Raw genomic sequence first — 26,229 nt, forward strand, 5'->3', positions numbered from 1 at the left:
GTAGGTACCAATAATTATTTAGATTGAATAAAACCTCCTATTTTTACCTTCAATAAACAAATTAGATATAATTCTAAAACTACCCTCCAGTCTGATATCCTGAGAGGAGCTGCCGATTTTAACATCTATATCTCCAGCTTCAATTAGCCACTTCATGTCATGATCCAAGAATGCCGTTTGGCTAGGCTCAACCTGGAAATTGACTGTTTGCTTTTCTCCAGGTTTTAAATCAATACGTTTGAACCCCGCCAATTCCATAACAGGTCTAGTCATACTAGCATAACGATCCTTTAAATAAAGCTGAACTACCTCTGTACCCTGCATTTCACCAGTATTTTCAATATCAAAACTAATCGTGATTACGCTGTTTGGTTCTATTTCCGTACTACTTAATTTCAGATTGGAATACCCAAAACTAGTATAAGAAAGTCCATATCCGAAGTAATATCTTGGTGCATGAGACATATCCACGTAATTGGAAAAACCTATGCTTTCACCCTGATGGTAACTGGATCCATTCGGATGATTGTAATAAACTGGAGTCTGCCCAGCGGAACGTACTACAGATAGTGGAAGTTTTCCGCTTGGATTATAGTTACCAAGTAATACATCCGTAATAGCCTCAGCACCTTTTTCCGCCGGATTCCAAGCCTCTAGAATCGCATTCGCATACTGGTCTGCTGCATCACTGGAGATGGGACGACCATTAAAATGTACGGCTACTACCGATTTGTTTATTTTGGACAATTTTTCCAGAAAAAGTTCCTGACAGATCGGCAAATTAATATCCGTACTATCAATGCCTTCTCCCATGGAGGCAATGGAGCTTGTGCCATGCTTGCCACCTAAGGTAAGGATAACCAGATCGGCCTCCAGGGTTATTGCTAAAGCCTCTTCATGGCCAGACATATCATTTCCTGCAACTGGATATCCATAGGAATATGCAATTTCAGTCTGAGGGAGACTTTCCTTTAATTGCTCCAGCAAATTCTTGATTCCTGGCTTTTGTTTGTGTAATAGTGCCTCAAAAGCTGGATCATCATCCACCTGTATAGGAGTTCCAGGGATTGTCCTCATCACAGATTTCTTTTCGTCTGCCTTTGTTTCCAGACCTGCCATAGTAGAAATAGCAGCTAACAGTCCTTCAGCCATACTAAAATGGGTATAGCCTCCATAGAAAATTCGAGCGTCTGAAGCATGGCAACCTATTACAGCAATTTTTTTCACACTCTTTTGAATAGGCAGAGTACCATCATTTTTTAAGAGCACTAGCGATTCTCTAGCAGACTGCAGCATGACGTCTTCATCCTTGGAGCCATGAAAAGACTTTGTCAACTCTTCACCAGATAAAGCATATGGATTCTCAAAAAGCCCCATTCTAAATTTAGTAGCCAAGATTCGCCTTACAGCCGTGTTCAAAATATCAATATCTGCTTTTCCAGTAGCAAACCATTCCGCTAACTCGTCATTAAAGCATTTCTTAAAGTGAAGCTCCATATCCATGCCAGCACTTAATGCACGAAGTCCTGCTTCCGTATAACTTTCAGACACCTTTTGAACTTGATGAATATTCATAACAGCACAATAATCGGATACAGTGATTCCGTCAAAGCCCATCTCGTCTCGCAATAATCCTGTCAATATTTCTTTTGATGCGGAAATCGGTTCTCCATTGATGGAAGCATAACAAGGCATTATACCCCTTAAGCCAGCTTCCGAAATAGCAGCCTGAAATGGCTTCCCATAGATTTCCTGCAATGATCTGGGCGGAATATCACAGTGGGCTCCATGGATTCCGCCATCAGAACCATGAAAGCCAAAAAAATGCTTAGCAACACATTCAGATTGCAGATTACCTGTTTTTTCTGATTGGATTCCTTTGGTATAGGCAACTCCCATTGCAGATGCTAATGTAGGGTCTTCACCATAGGTCTCCCCTTGTCTGCCAAAACGAGAGTCCCTTGAAATATCTAATACTGGTGCAAAGACCTGAGAGATACCAATCGCCCTCTCCTGCCTGCCAACAATTTTCCCGATTTCTTTCTCTAAATCAGGATTCCACGAAGATCCTCTTCCAATCCCAGAAGGAAAGCTGGCTGCCCCTTGTACATACGCACCACAAAGACCTTCCATATGGAAAATTGCCGGAATGTGATGCTCACTTTGCGCCATGACTTTTTCCTGTATTTCACGCTGAAACCTTGCGGCATCTTCTAGTGTGCCTAGCGCCCTCATCTCAAGGGCACTAACCTGACCAACTCCATGTGAATAATCTTTTTCTAATTCTTCATATTCCGATAACTTTCTAGGGAAGTAGCAAACGATCTGCCCCATTTTTTCCTCTATACTCATACGTTGGAGGAGATCATTCGCTCTTTCCTCTGAAGATAGTTCTGGATCTAAATATTTCATACGAAATCCTCCACTTTCCATTCATCGTTCCAATCCAGGTAAGCCATTTCTCCATCGAAACGTATAGGAAGCCATACATAATCTGCAACTGAAGTATCGATATCCAAAGTACAGGAATAATGGACTTCTTCCATGACATAGTCCGTATCCGGTTCAAAAATAGCCTTATAAATGTCCGCAGTTTTCTGATATCCTTTTCCTATTGCGTGATCTTCACCCGCCAAATCCAGAAGATTCGGCATCCATCTGTCGGCTAATGCAATATACAAGTCCTTCTTAAACGGGTGCTTAAATACGGACGTAATCTGAGAATTATACGATGTACAGGAGGTATCCTCCGGGTGGGGATTCCCCAAGACTGTCCATGGACCATGGTAGGCTTTCGCACAAGCGACTTCTGACGGGTTTGGATGATATCCCGTTGTGCCCGATGTGAACAAGTAATGCAGTCCTTTTCTAAAGAAATACGCAGGTGCCTCACGTACGTATGGCGGCTGAACATTTGGAAAATGCGTCGAGTAATATCCGGTTACATCCGTATAATCCTCCGTCAAATCAGCACATATTAGCTCACTGTGGACTCTTTCGAAATAATAATAGGCTTTGCCATCCGGACTCACAACCAAATCGAAATCTCCCGCACTCATATTTAAGGGTCTAAGATCACTTTGGACCATCGTGTATGGACCCAGAATATGGTCTGCAATCAAAACGGTTGACTGTTGAGTCTTATCTTTTTGCATCACTTTAATCCAGCATATAAACTTCCCCGTTTGTTGATTGAAGATGATATGTGGTCTGTCCACATACTGCGCAGGATGCATTGGTGAAGATTCATCAAACTCATTTGGGGGAATAATAATCCCTTTATCTTCCCAATTGTACAAGTCTTTTGATGCATAGCATCTTACTCCCCAATGCCAGATGCCGCTTCCAGGTTTTGTTTTTTCTTTATTTTCTCCGTACCAATAAAAGGTGTCCCCTACGGTAATAATGGACCCTCCGTGTGCCTGAATACGTTTCCCTTCCGTATCTAACCAAGTCTGTCCAGGTCTTATGCTGTTATATGTCATGTTCATTCTCCTTTAAACTATTTGTTATTCTTCCCGTAATAAAGTTGGAGCTTGGCAAACATGTCCTCTAGTGTAAAACGCGGGTCGATATAGTGATACCAACGTACCAATCGCTCCTGCTGATAATGCACGAACCGCATATCTTCAGTTATACGTGGTGCAGGTTTCCATTCATAACCGAACATGTGAGAATCCATTAGCACACTAACCGCCGTAGAATCGCCCATGGACCAACTCTCTCCGTTTGTCCAGTCCGACCTCTTGTTCATCATAAGATTAAAATCTATCAGTTGCTGGTATAAATAGTGTCCTATTTCTCCATAAGGCTTCACTTTGACAGCCAGCTCCGATATGCTGACCCGAGGTGCTCCATATACGTTCTGTGGAATAATCCACAGGGGAATATCCGAGCGTAAAACCACGTTAGCCGCATGAATATCGTTGGATAAATTAAATTCCATGTTCCCGTGTGGCCACACACCGCAGCCAACCCAAACTGCAGTTATTTTCCCTGCGATCGAGGGTTCTTTTAGATAAGCGGTTGCTAAATCCGTGATCGGACCCAAGAAAATGACAAAGAGCGGCGTAGAATCATCCGAAAGTGCTTCACGGATGATGAACTCCGCCCCTTCTGACATGGCAGGAGTTTGCTCATTCGGTATCGCTCTTTCCGCTCCTTTAAAAGCTGGGATTTCGTCCTTTAACTGCATCAACTCCAGCACCTTCACAACCTCATCGTAGCTTTCCAGCATCGAAGTTTTCGTCCTGTTTTCTCCGAAATGGGCTCCAATAATCCCTTTGACTTGAAAGAGAGGCGTCAACAATGCATGAACGATGGCATATTGGTCATCAGCCTCATTTTTGGCATCTGTATTGATAATCAAACGGATTTTTTTATTTTCCGGTACAGCAAATGGATGTTGAAGCATTAATAACAACCTCCAAATACGAATTTAAAGTATTACATAAACCTTCTTGGTTTCTGCACCGGTCTGTATCGACTTGGTCAAAATTTATATCCACTATTTCATTTCGATTGATTCATGTCTGTGGAACATGCTGACGATTCGAAGTCGGCCGAACGAAATCGAACCAGTCCTACATAAGTAATAACAGACAACGAGCAAGCTACAATTAAAATGATTGCTAGCGGTGCAGCAGAGTACTCTCCCGCGACCCCAACTAGGGGAGCAGTAATAGAGCCAAATAAAAACGGTATGACTCCCAACATGGCGGAAGCACTACCCGCTATGTGTCCTTGTGACTCCATCGCTAATGGAAAAATAGCCGAACCTGTGATTCCAGTCGAGGCAATAAAAAAGAAGAGCGGAATAACCAGTGCAATTAATGGGCCTTGAGAAAGGACTACTACCAGAACCGAAATGCTGCTAATTACAGCTAAAAACATCCCTATCTGAAGAATACGCCGTCCTGTCATTCGCCCTGCCAATTGTTTAACCAACTGAGAACCTAAGATCAAGCTGATACCATTCAACGCAAATAGCATCGAAAAAACTTGGGGTGTCACACCATAGATCTTTTGATAAATAAACGGCGTTCCTGAGATGTAGGCAAAGACACCTGCGACTATACTCCCCTGAATTAGGGCATAACCCATAAATATGCGGTTTTGCAGCAAGGTTTTAAAATTTCGCAATATCTCCTTAAAGTTACCTGGGATGCGCTTCTCCGGTGGCAAGGTTTCCTTTAGACGCCATTTGGTTATACCTGTTAAAAACATTCCTAAAAACCCTAAAAATAGAAATACTCCAACCCATGAAGTGAAAGAAACAACAATACTCCCTGCAATCGGCGCAAGTAGCGGAGCGACGCTGCCAATCATGGCGATGAGCGTATAAAACTTCGTTAATTCAACCCCGCTATAGGTGTCACGAACGATTGCACTGCAAATCGTACCAACAGCTATAGCAAATCCTTGAATGAATCGTAATGCAATAAAAATGATAATATTGGGCGCAAAAGCACAGCCGAAGGAGGAAATGACATACAATATCATAGCAATCAATAAAGGCTTGCGTCTGCCATATACATCACTTAGAGCACCCAATACGATCTGACCTACGCCTAAACCTAACAGGCACGAGGTTAAACTGGCTTGGATCATAGATGCATCTGTCCCAAAGAAAGTCATCATTTGAGGAAATGATGGCAGATACATGTCGAAGCTAAAGGATCCTAAAGCAGAATATAAGGCTAATAGCAGGGAGAATCGAAGCGAATGATTCATAGCCCCCAACCAAATGTAAATGAATATTTACCCGAACCAATGAGAATCTTCTGACTAACGGGGCTTTGTTCCAATCCCAGTAAGCCTGTCATTTGCTCCAACGGCTTCCCGTTCTCCTGAATACCGCCGGTTTGGTTCGTTGGCAGGATGACTTCAGCTGTCGTATTCGGAGGAATGACCACGTCCAGTCCCACTTTACCATTATCCTGTTTACTCCAAGCTGCTCGAATGCTTCCGTGCATTGAGTTGATAGAAGCTTCCGCCCAAGAGAGCTGTTCACCGATCTGCGGCTGAATTCTGATTTTTTTGTACCCCGGCTCAATCAAATCGATTCCCCCGACAACCCGATAGAGCCAGTCCCCGATGGCGCCGTAAGCGTAATGATTATAGGAGTTCATATCATCACTCCAAAATGAGCCGTCTTGTTTAATGCCGTCCCAATGCTCCCAAATCGTGGTTGCCCCTTGAATCACAGAAAACAACCATGAAGGGTATTCCTTCTGTAGAAGCAGTTGATAAGCCAGCTTGGTATACCCGAATCGTGTAAGTACCAAACATAGGTAAGGCGTGCCTACAAACCCCGTCGTTAAGTGGATCTTATTCTGTTCGATATGTTCAGCAAGCATTTTGGCCGTTCGAGGACGATCCTTCTCCTCCAGTAAATCAAACATAAGAGCAAGCACATACGCCGTTTGTGTAGGGGATGCCACTCGTCCTCTCGGTGTAACGAACTCCGAACGGAATGCCAATACAATGCGTTTATGCAATACTTCATATTTTTTTGCATCTTCCTCATTGCCAAGTACCACTGCTGTTTTGAAAAGCAATTCTGTTGAATAAGCGTAAAATGCGGTGGCGATCAAATCTGCGGGCGTTGCCCCGATATAGCTGTTTTCTTTAGCATCCAGACCAAGCCAATCCCCAAAGTGAAAGCCTGTATTCCAAAGGAACTCGTCATCGCCTTGCGAACGCATATACTCAACCCAAGCCTTCATGCTGGAATACTGTCTATCCAGAACACGAATGTCCCCATAGCATTGGTAGAGTGTCCAAGGACAGATGACGGCAGCGTCCCCCCAAGCCGAAGAACCATATCCCGCAGTAGGGATATCAGGAATAACGTGCGGAACTCTTCCGTCAGATTCTTGGTCCGCTGCCAAGTCCTTTAGCCATTTTTCAAAGAATGGAACGACGTTCATATTAAAGGCGGCGGTGCGAATAAATACTTGAGCATCTCCCGTCCATCCTAATCTTTCATCCCGCTGCGGGCAGTCTGTCGGAATATCCAAGAAATTACCCTTTTGCCCCCATAAAATGTTGTGCTGAAGCTGATTCACCATTTCATCCGAGCATCGGAAGCTGCCAGTTTGCTCCAAATCCGAATGAATGACACAGCCAATGAAGTGATCGATGAGTTGATCCTGCGGAACTCCTGTCACTTTGACATAGCGAAATCCTTGAAACGTCAAGTACGGTTCATAGGTTTCCGTCCCGCCGCCTCGACAAATATACGTATTCGTCTGCTTTGCAGAACGAAGATTTCCGGTATAGAAATTTCCGTCCCGATCTAGCACCTCTGCGTGCTGTAAAGTAATTTCATTACCTGCTTCAGCACAGACCTCGAACTTAACCCAACCGACCATATTCTGTCCCATATCCAGAACAGTCTCGCCATTTGGTGTCGTCATGACTGTTATAGGTTTGACCGTTTCAATAATTCGTGTCGGTTCATTTTCTTGGGCAACCAAGGTAGATGGCGGAGCATTCGTAATCAATGCCTCTACCCAATTCTCATCTGCAAGCCCGGGTGAAGCCCACCCATCCATTTCTAGACGAGCATCGTAGGTTTCACCGTGGTACAGCTCCGACATCAGGATTGGACCTGACGAAGAACGCCAGCTGCCATCGGAAGCAATGATTCTTTCAGATCCATCGGACAACGTCACATGCAGTTGAATAAGGACGGTCCGTTTGGAACCGTAAAACTCTTTCTTACCTTCCCAGGCTAAATATCCTTTATACCAGCCGTTACCTAGAATACAGCCAATTGCATTCTCCCCCTTGGCGAGTAAGGAGGTCACATCATAGGTTTGGTATTGAAGCCGTTTGGTATAGCTCGTCCAGCCAGGGTTAAACAGCGTGTCATCGGCCTGGGTGCCATTGATATAAAGCCGGTACAGGCCGAGAGAGGTCGCATATACGCGAGCTGAAACTACATTATCAGGAAGCATAAATTCTGTACGCAAATAACCGCATGGTTCGTCGCCTGACTCGACGCTATGAGGTTGCGCCGAAATCCAGCTTGCCTGCCACTCCTCAGCTGACAACAAAGCGGTTTCCCAGTAGGCGGATTCGCTCCATTTCGAACCTTCCCCCTGACCGTCCCACACCCGGACCCTGAAATAATAACGTGTACGGGAAGATAAAGGAGCACCTTGATATTCGATATGAACATTTTGATCAGATTCAACTTTTTCGGAATCCCATACGATCCCTGCTGTGAAGTCAAGCTTGGATGCTACTTGAATTTGATAAGCCGTTTGTATAAAACCTCTGGCTTCCGTAGTGATTTGCCAGCTAAGTCGGGGATATAAATCATCGATCCCAAGCGGATTTCTTCTATAGTTGACTCTAAGATTGGAGACGGTAAAACTATTCATTTCTAATGCTCCTTCAGTAATATTTTTAAAGCAATAAGCTGACTTTCAACGTCTTGCCTCCTCATGCGTTCCAAATCTTCCCCAATTATACGCATGTTAAATTTCGGACTGTATTTAAGAAATCTACAAATTCTTTATATTTTCTTTGTTTTAGAGCCTGTGTAGAAAAAAGAGGCGACCACTCCCCAACTGAATTCCGGGGAGCAATCACCACTTAATCACATTCTAATGAACCACGACACGAACGCGCCCCAGGTTCTGAACCTTAGCGAACGGTGTACTCATATCGCCCTCGCGCTGGGAGGTCACTCGCAGCGCAGGGAAGTAAGTACCAGGTTTGGTGTAAGTAAATTTCGTCGACACCTGCAAAGTCTGTTTGGAACTTCCGAAGTCCACTGCCTTGAAATGGCCTGTGCCTTCGATGTCCCACTCGGTGCCCACGACCTTGCTGGTACCTGGCGGGACCTGGATCTTCGCCTTGAAGGTAACAGTCTGGCCGGCGGCTACATCGATACGGTCTTCACCGTTTACGGTTAGATCGACGACAGGCTGGATCCCACGTCGCGCCGCAGCATTCTCCGGCACCTTGATCTGACTGTCGGCAACGTCGTAGCGGGTGGTTTGCGCAGGTGCCACGCCCCTCTCTGCCCAGGCGCTCACGTCCCGAAGTGCCTGCTGGACAATGCCGTCGAACTGCACGAGACGGATAGTGCGGGGACCAAGAGTAATATGATCCGCGTTGTCGTTGTACCAGAGCCTGAAGTTGTCGTCGTAACGATTGCCGAGGGACTCCCTCACCCTCGCGCTGTACCAGTCGGCTTGCCATGTGTAAGCGTCGGTGTCGAGCAGATTGCCGACCACGATAACCTTGCCGTTGATCATGCCGCTGTGCGTGCCGCCGCCGCTCACGCTACGGGAGATGAGAGGGCCAATCTCCATGGGCCGCTGAGGGTAGAGCGGTGTTCCATCAGATGCCTTGAACTGGTCCCAGGCGTAGAAACCCGCTCGCTTCGGAACCTGATGCCGATGATACGAGAGCAGCGCAAGGGACCACTGGTTGTCGATCCGCAGCTTGAAACCGTTATTGATTGCGCTCAGCACGCTGTCGGTATTCCCGTTCCCAATGGTGAAGACATTTGTAGCTGGATCCAGTAAACCCAAAAGTGTGCCAACTTTCGTCGTGCCGTCCGCTGTGTAGAGTGTGAAGTCAAAACTAGTTGTCTTCATGCCAGCTGGTACATTATCAAGGGATAGGCTAATCGGTACGTTTTGTTCGTTCCGGTTAATCTGGGTGATGGTCGCGACGTGATCCACCTTTGCAGAACGGAACATATCGCCGAGCGCCGACTGCTCCGTGCCGAGATACCCCGGCTTGCTCCAGAAGTCATCGACATACGTGGGATCGATGCTCTTAATCGTGCTCGCGAAGCCTAGGAGGCCCTGGGGATCGTTCAGACCGAGCACATACGGGTAGTCCTCCCAAGCCCGCAGCGGTACGCCCATTTTCGTCACCTCGAGCAGCACCGCCCGCTCCACTTCATCGAGCCTGGTATAAGGATTACCGCTACCACCTGGGCTCACCGCGTCAGATATCTGTGGTGCCTTGTCCTCCAGCACGAATCGCGCGAAGGCCCGGGCAAAGAAATTGTTCGGGATGGAGGTCGGAATGCCTGGGATAAACGGCACTGCGCCGTCCCACACCCTGGAGCTGTTCTCGATGGCACCGATCGTTTGATAGGAGCCACCGCTACCTCCGTAAATGTAGCCATAGATCCGTTTGGACGAGCCGTAGTAGCTCGCCGCGACCGTCTCGGAGAACTTGGCTGCGGCCGCGTCGACCCGGTAGCCACCGGCACCGTTTGTCTGCACCGTGTAAGCCCCGCTACCCGCGCCGAAGCTAACGGTCTCGTCGGTTGCATTTTCGTCCTGAAGTGGGTACACCAGGTTAAAGAACCTGCCCTCCCACTGGCTCTTCAGCGGGAAGTAGAAGTTGAACCTCTTATCGGTCCCTTCGAAGTGGCCCGACACCTTGTGATGTGGAACCGGAGTGGTAAGATCGATCTGGCTGTCAATAACCGGGCGGTTGTACAGTGGGTCGACACAGTCGGCAGTGATCCATATGGGGCCGCCGACTACTTTCGGTGCGCACTCCGACAGAGACGGCGCAGCCGTGATACTCATACTCGGCATCAAGAACGCGCTGAGCATGATTCCCACCACCGTCTTCCAGACAATGGGTCGTTGGCGTCTTGACCAGGTTCTACTCCAATAATCGGATCCAGTATCGGAGTTCCCTTTACATTGCTTCAATCCAGCCCATTGTCCTACCTTCCAATCCAGGTGCGGCCCTGCAGCCGCGGGGATCGATGATTTCTTAGAGATGCGCATTGATACACCCTCCAATTCACGTTTTTTAGAAAGCGCTTTCTATTCCAAATATTACTTGTTTATTAGTCCCAAATGTATTAGAAAAACTACAAATACTTTAGATTTTCACGGATTACGACGGTCAATATTCGCCTCATGCCATGCGCTTCAATAGCTTCATGACTTTATAGTTCCATCCGAAAATACCCAAAAAAATAAATTAGTCCCGAGTAATGTTGCATCATCGGGACTAATCTGGTTCACGACCTTTTTATCACTGAACACAAATAAAAATATAATTTAATACCATAATTCAAACCTATTTATCTTTTGAACGATACTTCAAGGCGTTCTTTTACGCTGCAACTCTCCGATAGCTTAAATGCAAACTCGAACAATGATGTTTTATATTACAACACTTATAACTTTGTAGTACGGCCGAGCTTCCACGTGTTGTGGTCATACGTCATCCAAAATCCAATTGATATCGATGTTAAACTTCTTCCTAAACTATCAACAATTGCAACGAAGGTATAGATCGAGGGGTTATATTTGTCTTGTTCTAGCTCGCCAAGCGTTGCCTGCGATATCCCAATTAAAGAAGATAGCATGCTTGTCTCCTTTCAATATAAAAAGAAAGTCCCAATAAGTTACTCTTCATCGGGACTATTATCTCAGAGGTCATTTTCCAACATTTATTACTACTCTCCGACTTCCTTACTACTTTCCAACTTTTTTTACATAAGGACATCTGCTTCTTTTACATGCAACAAATAGTCCGCATCTGCCCTAAAATAAATTGTGGAAACCAAATATCTGACAGTCTCATTCATATAGGTAATATACAGAGCCGTCATATCCTTCCCTTTCGAAGAACCAATGTGCTCGAATAAATTAATATTTAAAAGGATCGCAAACCTAGAATAATGCCAATTAACATGTTCCTTACTCGACTGGGTAACATTCAATACCTTCTTATTCACTTTCCATTTCTTAATTCAATCTTCAATTTAATTATTTCTAAAACTTCTTTGCGATCATATTGTACCAATAATTTAAATAAAGAAAGTAGTTCAACTTCCTCTTCGGACATAATTGAGTATCCCAAATTACTTACTATATCTGAAGCAATATCGTCAATACTACAGTTAAATTTATTTTTTATTGCCAATAAAGTTTCGAGAGATGGATTGCAATTCCCTTGTTCAATTTCGCTTAGGTTCCCCTGAGAAATCCCTATGTAACTTGAAAACTCTACTTGACTAAGATTATTTAACTTACGTAATTTCCGAATATTAGACCCGATATATTTCAATGCAACACTTCCTTCCTAATATATTTAAACGTTGGTGTTAGTTCTACTATTTCGAATGAATGTTTAATCTGAAGTAGAAATTAAAAAAGTCCCGAAATATCAGTTCTGATATCATCGGGACTTTTCTTGATGATTAGATCTTACTTACCAACTTTATTGTAAAGTTACCAACCTTAATGTTAAGTTACCAACTATATTGTAAAGTTACCAACTTTAATGTCACTCAACATCTACAGAAGCAGTATACAAATAATCCAAACTTACTCCACCGTCACACTCTTCGCTAAATTACGAGGCTTATCAACATCATTACCACGCGCCAACGACGCGTAATACGAAAGCAGCTGAAGCGGTATAACCGACAACGCAGGTGATAGAACATCTAGCGTCTTCGGAATAACGAAGGTGCTGTCTACAGACTTCTGCAGCTCTAGCTCACCTTCTACCGCAATTCCGAGTACATTTGCGCCGCGCGCTTTCACTTCTTTAATATTGCTTACTGTTTTCTCAAGCAGCTCATGCTGAGTAGCCAACGCAATTACCGGAACACCATCCTCGATTAGCGCTAGTGTACCGTGCTTCAGTTCACCTGCTGCATAAGCTTCTGAATGAATGTAAGAAATCTCTTTCAGTTTCAAAGATCCTTCCATCGCTACAGCATAATCCAAGCCTCTTCCGATGAAGAAGAGATTATCATGCTTAGCCATCTCCTCAGCGACGACTTTAATGGCTTCCGCTTGCCCCAAAATTTCTTCCACTTGAGCCGGCAGCTCTTTCAATGCCTTAACCGCTTCTTTGATCTCATCCGATGTTTGTGTCCCTAACGTTTGAGCCAGGTGCAGGCCGAGCAGATAGAAGGCAATTAGCTGTGATGTATATCCTTTTGTAGACGCAACTGCAATTTCAAGACCCGCCCAAGTTGTGATTACATCATCTGCTTCACGTGCTACTGAGCTTCCAACCACATTCGTAATGGCCATAACATGCGCACCACAACGTTTAGCTTCACGAAGCGCAGCAAGCGTATCCGCCGTCTCACCAGACTGGCTAACTACGATGACAAGCGTATCTTTCGTGATAATCGGTGAACGATAACGATATTCAGAGGCAACATCCGTTTCCACTGGAATACGCGCCAATTTCTCAATAACATACTTTCCAACCATACCGGCATGATAGGCTGTACCACAAGCAACAATATGAACACGATTAATGTTGCGAATCGCTTCAGGTGTAATCGTAAGCTCGTTCAGCGTTACACTAAGACCATCAGGGGAAATACGGCTGCCCATGGTATCGCGATACGCTTTGGGTTGATCATAGATCTCTTTCAACATAAAGTGATCATATCCGGCTTTTTCAGCAGTTACAATGTCCCAATCGACATGAAACATTTCCCTGGAAATAAAATTCCCCTCTAAAGTCATTAATTCGACACCATCACGCGTCAACAGCGCCATTTCGCCATCATTCAGGATAAACACATTACGTGTATATTCAAGAATAGCAGGGATATCCGAACCAATAAAGTTCTCACCTTCGCCAATACCAATAATCAAAGGACTAGCCTGGCGCACAGCTACAAGGCGATCCGGTTCATATTCTGTCAGTACGCCTAGCGCGAATGCGCCTGTCATATGCTTTACCGCTTTTTGGACCGCTTTGAGGATATCTCCTTCGTACAAATCAGCGATTAAGTGAGAAATAACTTCTGTATCGGTCTCAGATACAAATTTATGACCTTTCGCAGTCAACTCTTCTTTGAGGCTAATGTAGTTCTCGATAATGCCGTTGTGAACAACCGAAAATTTCATCGAATTATCCGTATGAGGATGCGAGTTCACATCCGAAGGCTTACCGTGTGTCGCCCAACGCGTATGTCCGATTCCAACGCTTCCGGTCAGTGGAGTCTCATCCAGCTTGGATTCAAGATTCGCGATGCGGCCTTTTGCCTTTTTAATTTGTAAACCATCAGCCGTGTACACAGCTACACCTGCAGAGTCATAGCCTCTATATTCGAGCTTTTTGAGCCCTTCCAATAAAATTTCCTGAGAATTACGCTTTCCAATATAACCAACAATTCCGCACATAGTAGTACCTCCATAGTTTTATAAGCCTCTTCTAAAAGGGCTATTTTTCAAAGATCCTGTTTTAATAATCCATCAACTTGACAAGAAAAACGGCAAATCAAATAAACATATATAAGGACAATCATTATGTTCATAAATAATAATTAAGTAGATGTTGGATACTTGTCTGCCTGGTCGCCCAAACGTTTTTGCTCTCCAACTTAACGGCACTCCTCATGCCGGAAGGTCCCCGCCGAATGTTTCGAACACCTTCACCTCGTCAACTCACCTGCGTAGTAGTAGCAATCTCACTACATTTCCGTCCCGCTTGCGAGTTCTGGCGCTATTTGTTTCTTAATTAACCTCTATCCTGCCTTTCCTTCTTGAGTCAAATACATCATATTCATTTTAGCGCGAGCGCGCAACATATATTTTCGTGGAAAATCCCCCAATTAGCAATAAGCACGAAAGGGGGAGCCACTAGTCCCTGCATTTTATACTAATTGCTCTTGAATAACCTTAGCAATATCATGAACATAAGCTTCAACTTGCTCTTTGTCAGGACCTTCAGCCATAACTCGAATCAACGATTCTGTTCCCGAAGGTCGCACCAGCACGCGGCCGTTATCTCCGAGTTCTTCCTCCACCTTACGAATGGCTTCCCCAATCACAGCGTTGTCCTTGAGCTTGCTTTTATCCGCAACGCGAATATTAACCAAAAGTTGCGGGAACTTACGCATAATTCCTTTTAACTCACTAAGCTTGCGTCCCGATTGGACAATGGTGTTCACCAATTGCAAAGCCGTCAGAATCCCATCTCCGGTCGGGATGTAGTCGAGGAAGATGACATGTCCCGATTGCTCTCCGCCTAAGTTATATCCGCCTTTACGCATCTCTTCCATTACGTAGCGATCGCCTACTGCCGTTTGCAGAGCTTTAAGACCCGCTTTTTCAATCCCTTTGAAAAAGCCAATGTTCGCCATCACCGTCGTCACAATTGTGCCGTGGTTCAGCTTCCCTGTGCGATTCAGCGCATCGCCCAGAATGCTAAGGATGAAGTCGCCGTCGACTTCCTCGCCAGTCTCATCGATCGCGATCAGACGATCCGCGTCGCCGTCAAAAGCAAGACCAATGGCTGCGCCATGTTTCACCACTTCTGCGCGAAGCTTCTCAGGATGCGTGGAGCCGCAATGATCGTTGATATTGCGACCGTTCGGCTCAGCGCCGATGGTGATAACTTCCGCTCCGAGCTCGCGGAATACGGTAGGGGCCAGCTCGAAGGCAGAGCCATTCGCGCAGTCCAGAACGACTTTGTATCCGGCGAAAGACTCGGATACCGTCTCCTTCAAGAACGCCAGATAGGCGAACTTCGCATCTGGCTCATCGGAAACCGTGCCAATCTCGCCGCCAACGGGGCGAGGCAATTCATCTACAGCCGCATCAAGCAGCTGCTCAATTTCAAGCTCCGTCTCGTCTAGCAGCTTGAAGCCGTCGCCCCCAAAAAACTTAATCCCGTTATCCTCAACCGGATTATGCGAAGCCGAAATCATAACGCCCGCATCGGCTCCGAGTTTCTTCGTTAAATAAGCTACCGCCGGTGTGCTGACGACACCGATGCGAATAACCTCAACACCAATGGATAGCAAGCCTGCTACGAGAGAAGCTTCCAGCATTGGACCCGAGATTCGTGTATCTCTCCCGATAACGACCTTCGGATGCTTAGCCTGTCTCGTTAATACATAACCGCCGCAGCGGCCTACTTTATAAGCTAATTCTGGTGTCAGTTCGCCATTAGCGACTCCTCGCACACCATCTGTACCAAAATATTTCCCCATGTTTATATTCTCCTCTTTTTCTACAACCCATTATGGATTTGTTACTTTAGATGCTTTCTCGCTGATTTCTACAGTCGCCTTTACTTCTTGCGGCAAACCGAGCTTCACATAGGTCGGCAAATTTAAGGTCAGCTTCAGCTCATGCTTACCTGGCGGCAAATTACTAACATCCAGGATCGCCTGTACATCCTGCACTTTCATTTGATCAATGAGTGCAGGAGCTCCCTCTACCGTAATGTTTAGCTTAGCCGTCTCCGGCAGTGTAACTTTCGTATCATAGCTTTCGTTTTGACCAATAATCGTGATCGGTACATTTTCCAAAGCCTTCGTAATGGAAGGAACAATTTCCACGCGGACCGTAACTTTGGCAGGATCCAGTTGAGTTACTTTATTCCTCAAGGGTATGTCCAGTGCAAACTCCTTTGTTTCCTTCAGATCCTGAACACTCAGCTGCGGCCCTTGATAAAACTCTAGGCGATCTACAACATCTTGAGTACCGTAGACGGTTACCTTGTCCGGATTTTGAGTAACCATCGCAATCGCGAAACCTTTGGGCGGTTCTCCACTAATTTTCATTTGCAGCGGTATGGTTTGGAACGGGCTTGTGATTGGCACTTCAACATCGACCACTGAAGGATTAATATTCAGTGCTACTTCTTTGCCATCTTTATCAAAAGCCTGCAGTCTCACTTGCTTCGTAACTGCTGCCTGAGCCTTATCTACGGAGACCTCGCCGCGAACATTCTCGATCTGCTCTAGCTTGCTGGTCTGTGCTGTAATATACACCTTGGCTGGCTTCACAATCGGCTGTCCGGCTTTGAGACCGGCTGCTGGAGTTCCTTTGACATTAATGACGACTGGCACTTCTTTCATTTGCAGCTCTTCGATAATCACATGTACCGTTCTAGGAACAATTTGCACTTCCACATCGGAAGGAAAACCAACCGGTTTAAGCGTAACTTGATGATCTCCCTTGCCCACTTGCGTCAAGTCGAGCTCAATTTGGTAGGAATTACTGGTCGTCACTTTCTTAACCGATGATTCCTTCCCTTTCACAATAACCTGTACGTTAGCAGGAGCCATGGACGAAATGTGATAATGAGTTTCATCATATTTTGCCGTAATGGCTACGTTATTTATGGTTTCCTCCCGCTCGCGGAGAGGCGAATTTCCGGATAGATTCGTTTCTTCCATATGAACAACAACCCAAAGCAATATACCTATAACAAGCGCAACAATCCGCACCACATTCGTATTGCGTAACCATTTATCCATTCGAACGGCCCCTCCATTTCAAGAAAGGGTTCTTCTCTTTTGTTTTTGCCTTCGGCTTCAGCTCTTCGAACAATTTGGCAATCAAAGATTCTTCTTTAATGTCCCGTACGATATGACCATTCATTGTGAGCGAGATTTGTCCGGTCTCTTCCGAAACGATGATACACATTCCATCTGAAACCTCACTCATCCCAATGGCCGCACGATGCCGTGTACCAAGTTCTTTACTGATAAAAGGATTCTCAGACAAGGGCAAATAACAACCAGCAGCCATTAATTGGCCTTGACGAATAATCACAGCGCCATCATGAAGCGGCGTATTCGGTATGAAAATATTAATCAACAGCTCCGCGCTGATCTTACTCTCTATCGCAATACCGGACTCGACATAATCGGTTAGACCGGTCTCTTTCTCGAATACAATCAAGGCCCCTATCTTTCTTTTGGCCAAATAATTCGCAGCACGTATCACTTCACTAATTCGCTTATTTACATCTTGATCCTCTTCTGTAGAAGATCGGCTGAATAGCTTCCCCCGGCCCAATTGCTCCAATGCCCGCCTTAGCTCAGGTTGAAAAATAATAATAACTCCAAGAACCCCGAACGTAAAGGTCTGGTTCATCATCCATTGCAGCGTACTGAGCTGAAACCAAATACTAAATACCCATGTAATGACGACAACAAGGATACCCTTCATAAGTTGAATGGCCCTTGTTCCACGCACCAACAGGATCAGTTTATAAATCACATAGCTAACGATCAGAATATCAACGATATCCTTAGCCGAGATGCTCGTGAGTAAGTCCATTTATTATTCTCCCCCAGCGACTGAACACAGTGATCTCTCTATAATAGAATCATAACATAAACCCAGTTATACTTCTATTTTTCTCTCTTCACAAGACGTTATTAAAACGAGTTTGGTTCATTTTATTATTATGTAATGAAAAAAAACGCCCTCCTCTGGCAGAAAGCCATTTGGAAGACGTTTCAAGCTAATGCGAGAGCATTCCGACGAACTCGCCTAATTTATACCAGACCCAGCCCAATGCTTCATCGACTTGCGTGACGTGCCCAGAGATATGCGCGGTTGACGCTAAATTGAGAGAACCATCAATAACGATTAAGTTTCCTGTTACATCGCCTTCAACCTTCAGTTTACCCCGCTGAACCACAAGATCACCATTCACAGTATGCCCTTGCGGTACGGTAACTGTATCTCCCTCAATCACAACGTCCTGAAGGTTACTTCCCTTCACCATCAAATTCGTATCATCATTCCACATGGACATGAAGCTTCCGAACATGACAGTAGCGAAAACAACAGCTACCGATACAGCAGGATGCTTGCGAATGAAGTCCATCCAGCCATTGCGCTTCTTCACTGGAGGCAGTCCGCTCATGATTTGTGCAGTTAACGTATCAGATACTCTAACGGGAGGCAGCATTCTAACCATCGCGTCCGTTTTCTCCAATTGTTTGAAAAGAGCATGACATGCTTGGCAAGATATCAAATGCTCCTTCAATCGCTGAGAATCGGATCCCTGCAAATCACCGTCGAGATATTCATGTATGAGCGGGAGGGCTTCTTTACAATTCATGATTCAGCCACCCCTTTCTTAGACTTTTGCATGTTGTGGTATACCATACGTTTGAATTTCAAATATGTTTCACATATGAACAGGATTTGTGCTGCCAACTTGATCCTCCTGTTCTAACCTTTTACGCAAGTATTCCCGCCCTCGATGTACACGCGTTTTGATCGTTGTAACTGGCATTTCAAGAACGTCGCTTATCTCCTGCAAAGACATATCGTGCAGATATCTCAGAATCACAACGGATTTATATTTTTCAGGTAAGGTTTCAATGGCTTTGCGTATTTGTTCCTGGGTTTCGGACACAATCACTTGCTTCTCAGGTGTGTCCTCATGACTCGGGAGCATGGCATAATAATCATTGCCCTCTCCGTCCGGCAGCTCCGCATCAAGCGAGTAAGTATTCTTTCTTCGCCGCAGCTTATCAATACACAGATTCGTCCCTATTCGGAAAATCCAAGTCGAAAACTTCTGATTCTCATCGTATCGGTGCAGATTGGTATACACCCGCAAGAACGTCTCCTGCACAGCATCCTCGGCTTCTTGTTTATTATTCAGCATACGGTAAGCCAAATGAAAGATCTTGTCCTTATAGAGCTCCACAAGCTCTGCAAAAGCATTCCGATCTCCATTCCTGGCCAGCTTAGCCAGACGTGCTTCTACAAAGTTCAATTCGATTTCCTCCGGCTTCTCGACAATTCGATCTTAATATAGGGACCTTTAATCGTAGAGTAAAGTCTCTCCGCTGTGGGACCTTTAATCGTAGATTAAAGTCTCTCCGCTATACATACGCAGAAATTATGATTTGTTTTCAGAAATAATTATGCCTCCTATGATCAGTCCCATCCCTAACCATTGTAACCCATTTACCGGCTCTCCTATAAGTAGATAAGCAGCAATAACGGCTACTGGCAGCTCCACCGATCCAAGCATAGCAGCAAGCGTACTACCGATTCGCGGAATTCCGATATTAAACGACACCGTAGGCACGACCTGCCCCAAGAAACCCAACAAAAGTCCCCATAGCAGCAGCGTACTTCCATTCTCATGTATAAAGACCGTCGGAGGATATAGGATATACATCACAGGCATCGCCGCGGTAAGCATAATAGCCGAATTCATAAGAGGAGGCAGCGTACTAACCACTTGTCCTGTGAAAAAGAGGAAAATGCTGTACGTCAAAGCCGACAACAATCCATACAAAATCCCCAGTAAACTAAATTGTTCCCAGTTCGTCTCAAACACATTTACGGCAAGTAATGTACCCACCAATATTAAGACAATCGCTATGCTTTCTGCCTTTTTTGGAAGCCTTCGTTTCACGATACAATCCATCGCAATGGTCATCCATGTGAACTGAAACAGAAGAATAATCGATAAAGAAGCATTCAACTCTTTTAAAGCAATATTGAAAAAGACCGTCGTTAAAGCCAAACCAAAAATACCTATCAAACCAAGCTTAATCCAAGGACCTTTAAAGGGATTGACCCAGGATTTTTTGTGAAAAAGAATCAACATCCATACAAACAAGGTTCCCATCGTCATTTGTGCAGGCGTGATTTGTCCTTCTGTAAATCCTTGATCATAGGCCATCTTTATAAAAGAGGAAAGCAAGCCGTAGCTTGACGCCCCGATAATGACAAGAACCATTGCAAACCATCGCCCCATGTTGAAGCACAACTCCCGTCTATGGGCATTTCGTATAAGGACAGGAAAAGTCGAGCTGCCTACGTTACACGTGGCCCCCGACTTTATCATCCTGTATCTTACTTCTACGCTCTAAGTTTTTATCAGCCCGTATTTCTAAGCCCAGCGGCTATTCCGTTAATCGTAAGCAGTACTTCACGAAGCAGGATAGCATCATCCTCGTTGTTCTCACGCAGTGCACGAAGCTCAGTTAATAGCTCTACCTGCATATAGCTAAGCGGATCTACATAGGGATTACGCAGACGGATGGACTCCTGAATAACAGGAACATTATCCAAAATCTCTTGCTGACCTGTTATTTGTAAAATGATGGACGAAGTCAGTTCATATTCTTCGCTAATGAGATTGAAGATACGCTCTGCAATTGCAGACTCTTTGACCAGGTTGCCGTATTCCTTAGCAATTTGAAGGTCAGCCTTAGCAAGAGCCATTTGCAAATTATCAATCATCGTCTGGAAGAATGACCAATTCTCATACATTTCTTTTAAAGTTTCTAAGTTCGCCTCATTTCCTTGATAAAAGCTTTGGAGACCCGAACCCGCCGCATACCAAGCCGGAAGCAAATATCTCGTTTGGGTCCAAGAGAATACCCAAGGAATCGCGCGCAAATCTTCGAATTTATCACTATTTTTACGCTTCGATGGACGTGAACCGATATTCAGCTCGCCAATCTCAGGAAGCGGTGTGGATTCTTTGAAGAACGTTAAGAAGTCTTCGTCTCGGAAAATGAGATCCTGATACTTCTTCTGAGCTTGTTCCGAAATACCACGCATAATGTTCTCCCACTTGTCTTCCAGTGGATTTCTTTGCGGAGAACGGGATAATTTAGATGCTGTAATTAGCGCAAAAGTCGCTTGCTCCAAGCTGCGGTAAGCAATGCCTTGCAAAGAATAACGGGAAGATAATACTTCGCCTTGCTCCGTAATCTTAATGCCGCCACCAAGCGTTTCAACTGGCTGAGCCAGAATGCTGCGGTTAAGCGGCATACCGCCACGACCAAGTGCTCCGCCACGACCATGGAAAAACTTCAGCTTCACGCCATATTGCTTAGCGGCTTCCGTAATATCCTGAAGCGCCATGCGTAGCTCCCAGTTTGCTGTAATCACACCGCCGTCTTTATTGCTGTCTGAATAGCCCAGCATAATCTCATGGAGCTGTGTCACAGGGTCAAGGCTAGCTTTGTAAGCAGGGATCGCTAACAACGTGCTCATAATGCCAGGAGCCGCATGCAGGTCATCAATCGTCTCAAAAAGAGGTACTGACTGAAGCGTACTCGTCACGCTGCCATCGCTCTCTTTGCGATATAATCCAGCTTCTTTCGCAAAAACAACAACCTCCAACAGGTCACTTGCGCCTTGCGTCATACTGATGAGATAACTGCTGATACAGTTGCGACCAAATTCCTTCTGAGCTTTGCCTACAGTACGATAAACATCCAGGCATTCCTTTGTACCCTCAGAGTAATCCAAATACGTAGATGTAATCGGTCTTGGATCATTCAGTACATCCGTTAAGAGACTGATTTTCTCCTCTTCCGATAGCTTACTATAATCACTCGTGATGCCCATCTTCGCCAAAACCTCAGTCATCGCATTCTCATGCTCTTTACTGTGCTGTCTGATATCCAGAGCAGCCAAGTGGAAGCCGAATAGCTCAACCTGACGAATAAGCTTTTTAATATATTTGTCAGCTACATAGTCAGCAAAATGCATCCTCAAGCTAGCCTCGATGATTTTCAAATCACTAATAAATTCTTCTGGACTGTTGTATTTCTGGTTTGTAGGAACATTCGGATTGCCAGTGTTATGAACCTTCTCAATCATATAAGTCGTCTTGATGCGATATGGTTCTTTCTCATTACGCCAAACATCCTGTATATTCCCCATAGCTTCACGGTCGCATTGAATAGATTCAATTAGATCGTCGCTAACGTTCACAATACTTTTACTGAAGCTCATATTTTCAAGGGTTTTTTTGAGAACTTCTTCATACTTCTGCAAAGCCAATTGACGATGCAAACCTAATGTTTCCCAAGTCACATTTGCTCTTACGGATGGGTTACCGTCACGGTCTCCACCAATCCATGAACCGAATTTTAAGAAGGAAGGCACATGCCATGAGTCTTGTGGGTAATACTTGTTTAAACAGCGCTCAAGCTCATGATAGATCTCTGGAAGTACATCAAACAAAGTTTCGTCAAAAAAATACATACCATTACGAACTTCATCGATAACCGTTGGTTTCCGATCACGAAGCTCGTCCGTTTGCCAAAGATTAAGAACCTCTCCAAGCAGCTTCTCACGCAATTGCTCACGCTCACGATAAGTCAGCATAGGATTATCGAGTTTCATCATATCTTCCGAAATACGCAGATTAATATCAAGCACAGCTCTACGCATGGCTTCGGTTGGATGTGCCGTCATGACTAGTTCCAATGAGATAGCTTTAAGAATTTCTTGAACCTCTGCATATGGAATATGATTATTCTTTAACTCTTGCACAATACTCTCTATGGAGCCTGGCTGCACGGATTCACCAGAGGAACGCTCGTAATCTCTTTTACGACGGATCCGATGGTTCTGCTCAGCAATATTAACAAGTTGGAAGTAAATAGCGAATGCACGAATCACTTGATGACGAATCTCCGGATCCAAGGAGGAGATCGTTTTCTTGAATTCATCATATATCTCGATTACATAGTGTGCTCTTAAAGACTTACTCATCTCACGAATTCTCTCGACAACATCAAGCAGATCATTGCCGCCTTGATGAACCAGAACTTCACCTAGTATGTGGCCCAAGAAGCGTACATCCCTGCGCAGCAGGTTATTCGTTGCTTGCTTCTGAAGGACAATATCATTCTCTAACATAACTCTCCACCTCATCTATTCACTATGTTGCATTAATGCTTCTCTCTACAAAAGCTAGATGCTATAAAAACTCATTTCAGAATATTTTACCACAATCCGCCCTCTGCACATAGTATTAAAATAAAAAAAAGCCACGCCTGGACGTGGTAATTTATGTATTGCGTCTTTTGCAGCCTATATAATTTAACGAACAATTGAAACCAAGTGGGTTCTCCTCTTTTCCCATCAAACAGAAAAAGACCACCCGAAGGTGATCTTTTTCTGTAAAGCGGGCGGCGGGAATACTCCAAATACTTTATTTGAAATGCTTCCTATGGAAGCTACTAGCGGTATATTTGGACGCGCGTCCTACTTGGGTATATTCGATGGTGCCTTCACGGACGGTCGTCGAACCCATCTGAGTTCTCTTCCCTCCACTTCAAACGAAAAAGATCACCCGGAGGTGATCTTTTTCTGTGAAGCGGGCGGCGGGAATCGAACCCGCGCGATCAGCTTGGAAGGCTGAAGTTCTACCATTAAACTACGCCCGCGTGTCTATCGGGACGACACGATTTGAACATGCGACCCCCTGCTCCCAAAGCAGGTGCTCTACCAAGCTGAGCTACGTCCCGATAAGGTATAACATATGAAAAATGGCGCGCCCTGAGAGATTCGAACTCCCGACCTTTTGATTCGTAGTCAAATACTCTATCCAGCTGAGCTAAGGGCGCTTATTAAAATGGAGCGGAAGACGGGGATCGAACCCGCGACCCTCGCCTTGGCAAGGCGATGCTCTACCGCTGAGCCACTTCCGCATGAGTACCTCAGGAGTATGAATACTGCTGAGGATTTGATGCGCGTAGAGGGACTTGAACCCCCACGGTCACCCGCTAGATCCTAAGTCTAGTGCGTCTGCCAATTCCGCCATACGCGCATGCTGTAAATAAGGCAAAGTGAGTCATGTAGGATTCGAACCTACGACACCCTGATTAAAAGTCAGGTGCTCTACCAACTGAGCTAATGACTCAAGTGAAGAACTGGGGATCAAGGATTTGAACCTTGGCATGACGGAGTCAAAGTCCGTTGCCTTACCGCTTGGCTAATCCCCATCGAAGACATGCCGTCGAGAGGACTTGAACCCCCAACCTACTGATTACAAGTCAGTTGCTCTACCAGTTGAGCTACAACGGCGTAAGAAGTTAATGGTGGAGGCTGACGGGATCGAACCGCCGACCCTCTGCTTGTAAGGCAGATGCTCTCCCAGCTGAGCTAAGCCTCCATGGGATGAAACTAGAAAATAGATGGTGACCCGTAGGGGACTCGAACCCCTGTTACCTCCGTGAAAGGGAGGTGTCTTAACCACTTGACCAACGGGCCTTACTAATAAAATTACTGGAGCTTCCAACCGGAATCGAACCGGTGACCTCATCCTTACCATGGATGCACTCTACCGACTGAGCTATGGAAGCAATGGCTCCCCGAACAGGACTCGAACCTGTGACAACTCGATTAACAGTCGAGTGCTCTACCAACTGAGCTATCAGGGAAAACTGCTTGGCAACGTTCTACTCTCCCAGAACCCTGCGGTTCAAGTACCATCGACGCTGGAGGGCTTAACGGTCGTGTTCGAGATGGGAACGCGTGGGTCCCCTCCGCCATCATCACCAAACAGTCAAAGCGTGGTTTGCGCCTTGAAAACTAGATACGAAACTTGCGTAGAGTTAGGATTGCTTAGGTTTTCTGGGCCCCAATCAAGTATTCGGAATTCGCTACAAAGCTTATCTTCACTTGGTTGGGATTGTTTGGTTAAGCCCTCGACCGATTAGTATTCGTCAGCTGCATGCATTGCTGCACTTCCACCTCGAACCTATCAACCTCGTCGTCTACAAGGGGTCTTACATACTGGGAAATCTCATCTTGAGGGGGGCTTCGCGCTTAGATGCTTTCAGCGCTTATCCCCTCCGTACATAGCTACCCAGCGATGCCTCTGGCGAGACAACTGGTACACCAGCGGTACGTCCATCCCGGTCCTCTCGTACTAAGGACAGCTCCTCTCAAATTTCCTACGCCCGCGACAGATAGGGACCGAACTGTCTCACGACGTTCTGAACCCAGCTCGCGTACCGCTTTAATGGGCGAACAGCCCAACCCTTGGGACCTACTTCAGCCCCAGGATGCGATGAGCCGACATCGAGGTGCCAAACCTCCCCGTCGATGTGGACTCTTGGGGGAGATAAGCCTGTTATCCCCAGGGTAGCTTTTATCCGTTGAGCGATGGCCCTTCCATTCGGTACCACCGGATCACTAAGTCCGACTTTCGTCCCTGCTCGACTTGTAGGTCTCGCAGTCAAGCTCCCTTATGCCTTTGCACTCTGCGAATGATTTCCAACCATTCTGAGGGAACCTTTAAACGCCTCCGTTACATTTTAGGAGGCGACCGCCCCAGTCAAACTGCCCACCTGACACTGTCCCCATACCGGATTACGGTACCAGGTTAGAACTCCGATACGATCAGGGTGGTATCCCAACGATGCCTCCACCCAAGCTGGCGCTCAGGCTTCAAAGGCTCCCACCTATCCTGTACAGATCGTACCAAAGTCCAATATCAAGCTGCAGTAAAGCTCCATGGGGTCTTTCCGTCTTGTCGCGGGTAACCTGCATCTTCACAGGTATTAAAATTTCACCGGATCTCTCGTTGAGACAGCGCCCAAGTCGTTACGCCATTCGTGCGGGTCAGAATTTACCTGACAAGGAATTTCGCTACCTTAGGACCGTTATAGTTACGGCCGCCGTTTACTGGGGCTTCAATTCATAGCTTCGGGTT

16 protein-coding genes, 12 tRNA genes and 2 rRNA genes are annotated in these 26,229 nt (G+C 45.6%); all 30 read right to left on the reverse strand.

Going from position 1 to position 26,229, the window contains the following annotated elements; translation table 11 throughout:
- Positions 1-18 precede the first annotated feature (18 nt).
- Positions 19-2,412 (reverse strand): glycoside hydrolase family 3 N-terminal domain-containing protein, encoded by a 2,394-nt coding sequence (locus tag AC58U0_RS03365; protein ID WP_497377646.1) that lies wholly within the window; start codon positions 2,410-2,412, stop codon positions 19-21.
- Positions 2,409-3,485 (reverse strand): family 43 glycosylhydrolase, encoded by a 1,077-nt coding sequence (locus tag AC58U0_RS03370; protein WP_497377647.1) that lies wholly within the window; start codon positions 3,483-3,485, stop codon positions 2,409-2,411. Before AC58U0_RS03370 ends, AC58U0_RS03365 begins: the two co-directional genes overlap by 4 nt.
- A 17-nt stretch (positions 3,486-3,502) precedes the next feature.
- Positions 3,503-4,414 (reverse strand): nucleoside hydrolase, encoded by a 912-nt coding sequence (locus AC58U0_RS03375; protein ID WP_497377648.1) that lies wholly within the window; start codon positions 4,412-4,414, stop codon positions 3,503-3,505.
- Between the two features lie 98 nt (positions 4,415-4,512).
- Positions 4,513-5,733 (reverse strand): multidrug effflux MFS transporter, encoded by a 1,221-nt coding sequence (locus AC58U0_RS03380; protein WP_497377649.1) that lies wholly within the window; start codon positions 5,731-5,733, stop codon positions 4,513-4,515.
- Positions 5,730-8,393 (reverse strand): family 78 glycoside hydrolase catalytic domain, encoded by a 2,664-nt coding sequence (locus AC58U0_RS03385; RefSeq protein WP_497377650.1) that lies wholly within the window; start codon positions 8,391-8,393, stop codon positions 5,730-5,732. Before AC58U0_RS03385 ends, AC58U0_RS03380 begins: the two co-directional genes overlap by 4 nt.
- Positions 8,394-8,618: 225 nt before the next feature.
- Positions 8,619-10,601, reverse strand: a complete 1,983-nt coding sequence (locus AC58U0_RS03390; RefSeq protein ID WP_497377651.1) for a Tat pathway signal sequence domain protein — start codon at positions 10,599-10,601, stop codon at positions 8,619-8,621.
- Between the two features lie 578 nt (positions 10,602-11,179).
- Complete coding sequence (locus AC58U0_RS03395; protein WP_497377652.1) at positions 11,180-11,371, reverse strand: helix-turn-helix transcriptional regulator; 192 nt, start codon at positions 11,369-11,371, stop codon at positions 11,180-11,182.
- Positions 11,372-11,739: 368 nt separating this feature from the next.
- Complete coding sequence (locus tag AC58U0_RS03400; RefSeq protein ID WP_497377653.1) at positions 11,740-12,075, reverse strand: helix-turn-helix domain-containing protein; 336 nt, start codon at positions 12,073-12,075, stop codon at positions 11,740-11,742.
- A gap of 260 nt (positions 12,076-12,335) precedes the next feature.
- Entirely contained in the window at positions 12,336-14,165 is a 1,830-nt protein-coding gene (glmS, locus tag AC58U0_RS03405) for a glutamine--fructose-6-phosphate transaminase (isomerizing) (protein ID WP_497377654.1), read from the reverse strand.
- Between the two features lie 473 nt (positions 14,166-14,638).
- Positions 14,639-15,979, reverse strand: a complete 1,341-nt coding sequence (glmM, locus tag AC58U0_RS03410) for a phosphoglucosamine mutase (protein ID WP_497377655.1) — start codon at positions 15,977-15,979, stop codon at positions 14,639-14,641.
- 30 nt (positions 15,980-16,009) lie between these two features.
- Positions 16,010-17,254: a CdaR family protein gene (locus tag AC58U0_RS03415; protein ID WP_497377656.1), complete on the reverse strand. Its 1,245-nt coding sequence runs from the start codon at positions 17,252-17,254 to the stop codon at positions 16,010-16,012.
- On the reverse strand, positions 17,247-18,062 hold the full coding sequence (gene cdaA / locus AC58U0_RS03420) for a diadenylate cyclase CdaA (RefSeq protein WP_057303911.1): 816 nt from the start codon (positions 18,060-18,062) through the stop codon (positions 17,247-17,249). The genes AC58U0_RS03415 and cdaA overlap by 8 nt, the downstream gene beginning before the upstream one ends.
- Before the next feature lie 187 nt (positions 18,063-18,249).
- Positions 18,250-18,855: a zf-HC2 domain-containing protein gene (locus AC58U0_RS03425; protein WP_497377657.1), complete on the reverse strand. Its 606-nt coding sequence runs from the start codon at positions 18,853-18,855 to the stop codon at positions 18,250-18,252.
- Between the two features lie 69 nt (positions 18,856-18,924).
- A complete protein-coding gene (gene sigW, locus AC58U0_RS03430; RefSeq protein ID WP_497377658.1) occupies positions 18,925-19,521 on the reverse strand; it encodes an RNA polymerase sigma factor SigW in 597 nt (198 codons plus the stop codon).
- A 126-nt stretch (positions 19,522-19,647) separates the two neighbouring features.
- Complete coding sequence (locus tag AC58U0_RS03435) at positions 19,648-20,517, reverse strand: DMT family transporter (RefSeq protein ID WP_057303908.1); 870 nt, start codon at positions 20,515-20,517, stop codon at positions 19,648-19,650.
- Positions 20,518-20,639: 122 nt separating this feature from the next.
- The gene (gene ppc / locus AC58U0_RS03440) at positions 20,640-23,426 is read right to left on the reverse strand and encodes a phosphoenolpyruvate carboxylase (RefSeq protein ID WP_497377659.1); all 2,787 of its coding nucleotides are present in this window, start codon (positions 23,424-23,426) and stop codon (positions 20,640-20,642) included.
- Positions 23,427-23,885: 459 nt separating this feature from the next.
- Positions 23,886-23,956: transfer RNA gene (locus tag AC58U0_RS03445), tRNA-Gly, on the reverse strand.
- 7 nt (positions 23,957-23,963) lie between these two features.
- A tRNA-Pro gene (locus tag AC58U0_RS03450) sits at positions 23,964-24,037 on the reverse strand.
- Between the two features lie 22 nt (positions 24,038-24,059).
- Positions 24,060-24,136, reverse strand: a tRNA-Arg gene (locus AC58U0_RS03455).
- A 9-nt stretch (positions 24,137-24,145) separates the two neighbouring features.
- Positions 24,146-24,220: transfer RNA gene (locus AC58U0_RS03460), tRNA-Gly, on the reverse strand.
- A gap of 39 nt (positions 24,221-24,259) precedes the next feature.
- Positions 24,260-24,339: transfer RNA gene (locus AC58U0_RS03465), tRNA-Leu, on the reverse strand.
- 20 nt (positions 24,340-24,359) lie between these two features.
- A tRNA-Lys gene (locus AC58U0_RS03470) sits at positions 24,360-24,432 on the reverse strand.
- A 10-nt stretch (positions 24,433-24,442) separates the two neighbouring features.
- Positions 24,443-24,514: transfer RNA gene (locus AC58U0_RS03475), tRNA-Gln, on the reverse strand.
- 9 nt (positions 24,515-24,523) lie between these two features.
- A tRNA-Thr gene (locus tag AC58U0_RS03480) sits at positions 24,524-24,596 on the reverse strand.
- Positions 24,597-24,608: 12 nt separating this feature from the next.
- Positions 24,609-24,684 (reverse strand) — tRNA-Val (locus AC58U0_RS03485).
- A 23-nt stretch (positions 24,685-24,707) separates the two neighbouring features.
- Positions 24,708-24,782: transfer RNA gene (locus AC58U0_RS03490), tRNA-Glu, on the reverse strand.
- A 16-nt stretch (positions 24,783-24,798) separates the two neighbouring features.
- Positions 24,799-24,874, reverse strand: a tRNA-Thr gene (locus AC58U0_RS03495).
- A gap of 2 nt (positions 24,875-24,876) precedes the next feature.
- A tRNA-Asn gene (locus AC58U0_RS03500) sits at positions 24,877-24,952 on the reverse strand.
- Positions 24,953-24,957: 5 nt separating this feature from the next.
- Positions 24,958-25,074 (reverse strand): 5S ribosomal RNA (rrf, locus tag AC58U0_RS03505).
- Between the two features lie 133 nt (positions 25,075-25,207).
- A 23S ribosomal RNA gene (locus AC58U0_RS03510) occupies positions 25,208-26,229 on the reverse strand; the annotation flags it as partial.

It is taken from the genome of Paenibacillus sp. J31P190 (assembly GCF_059692075.1).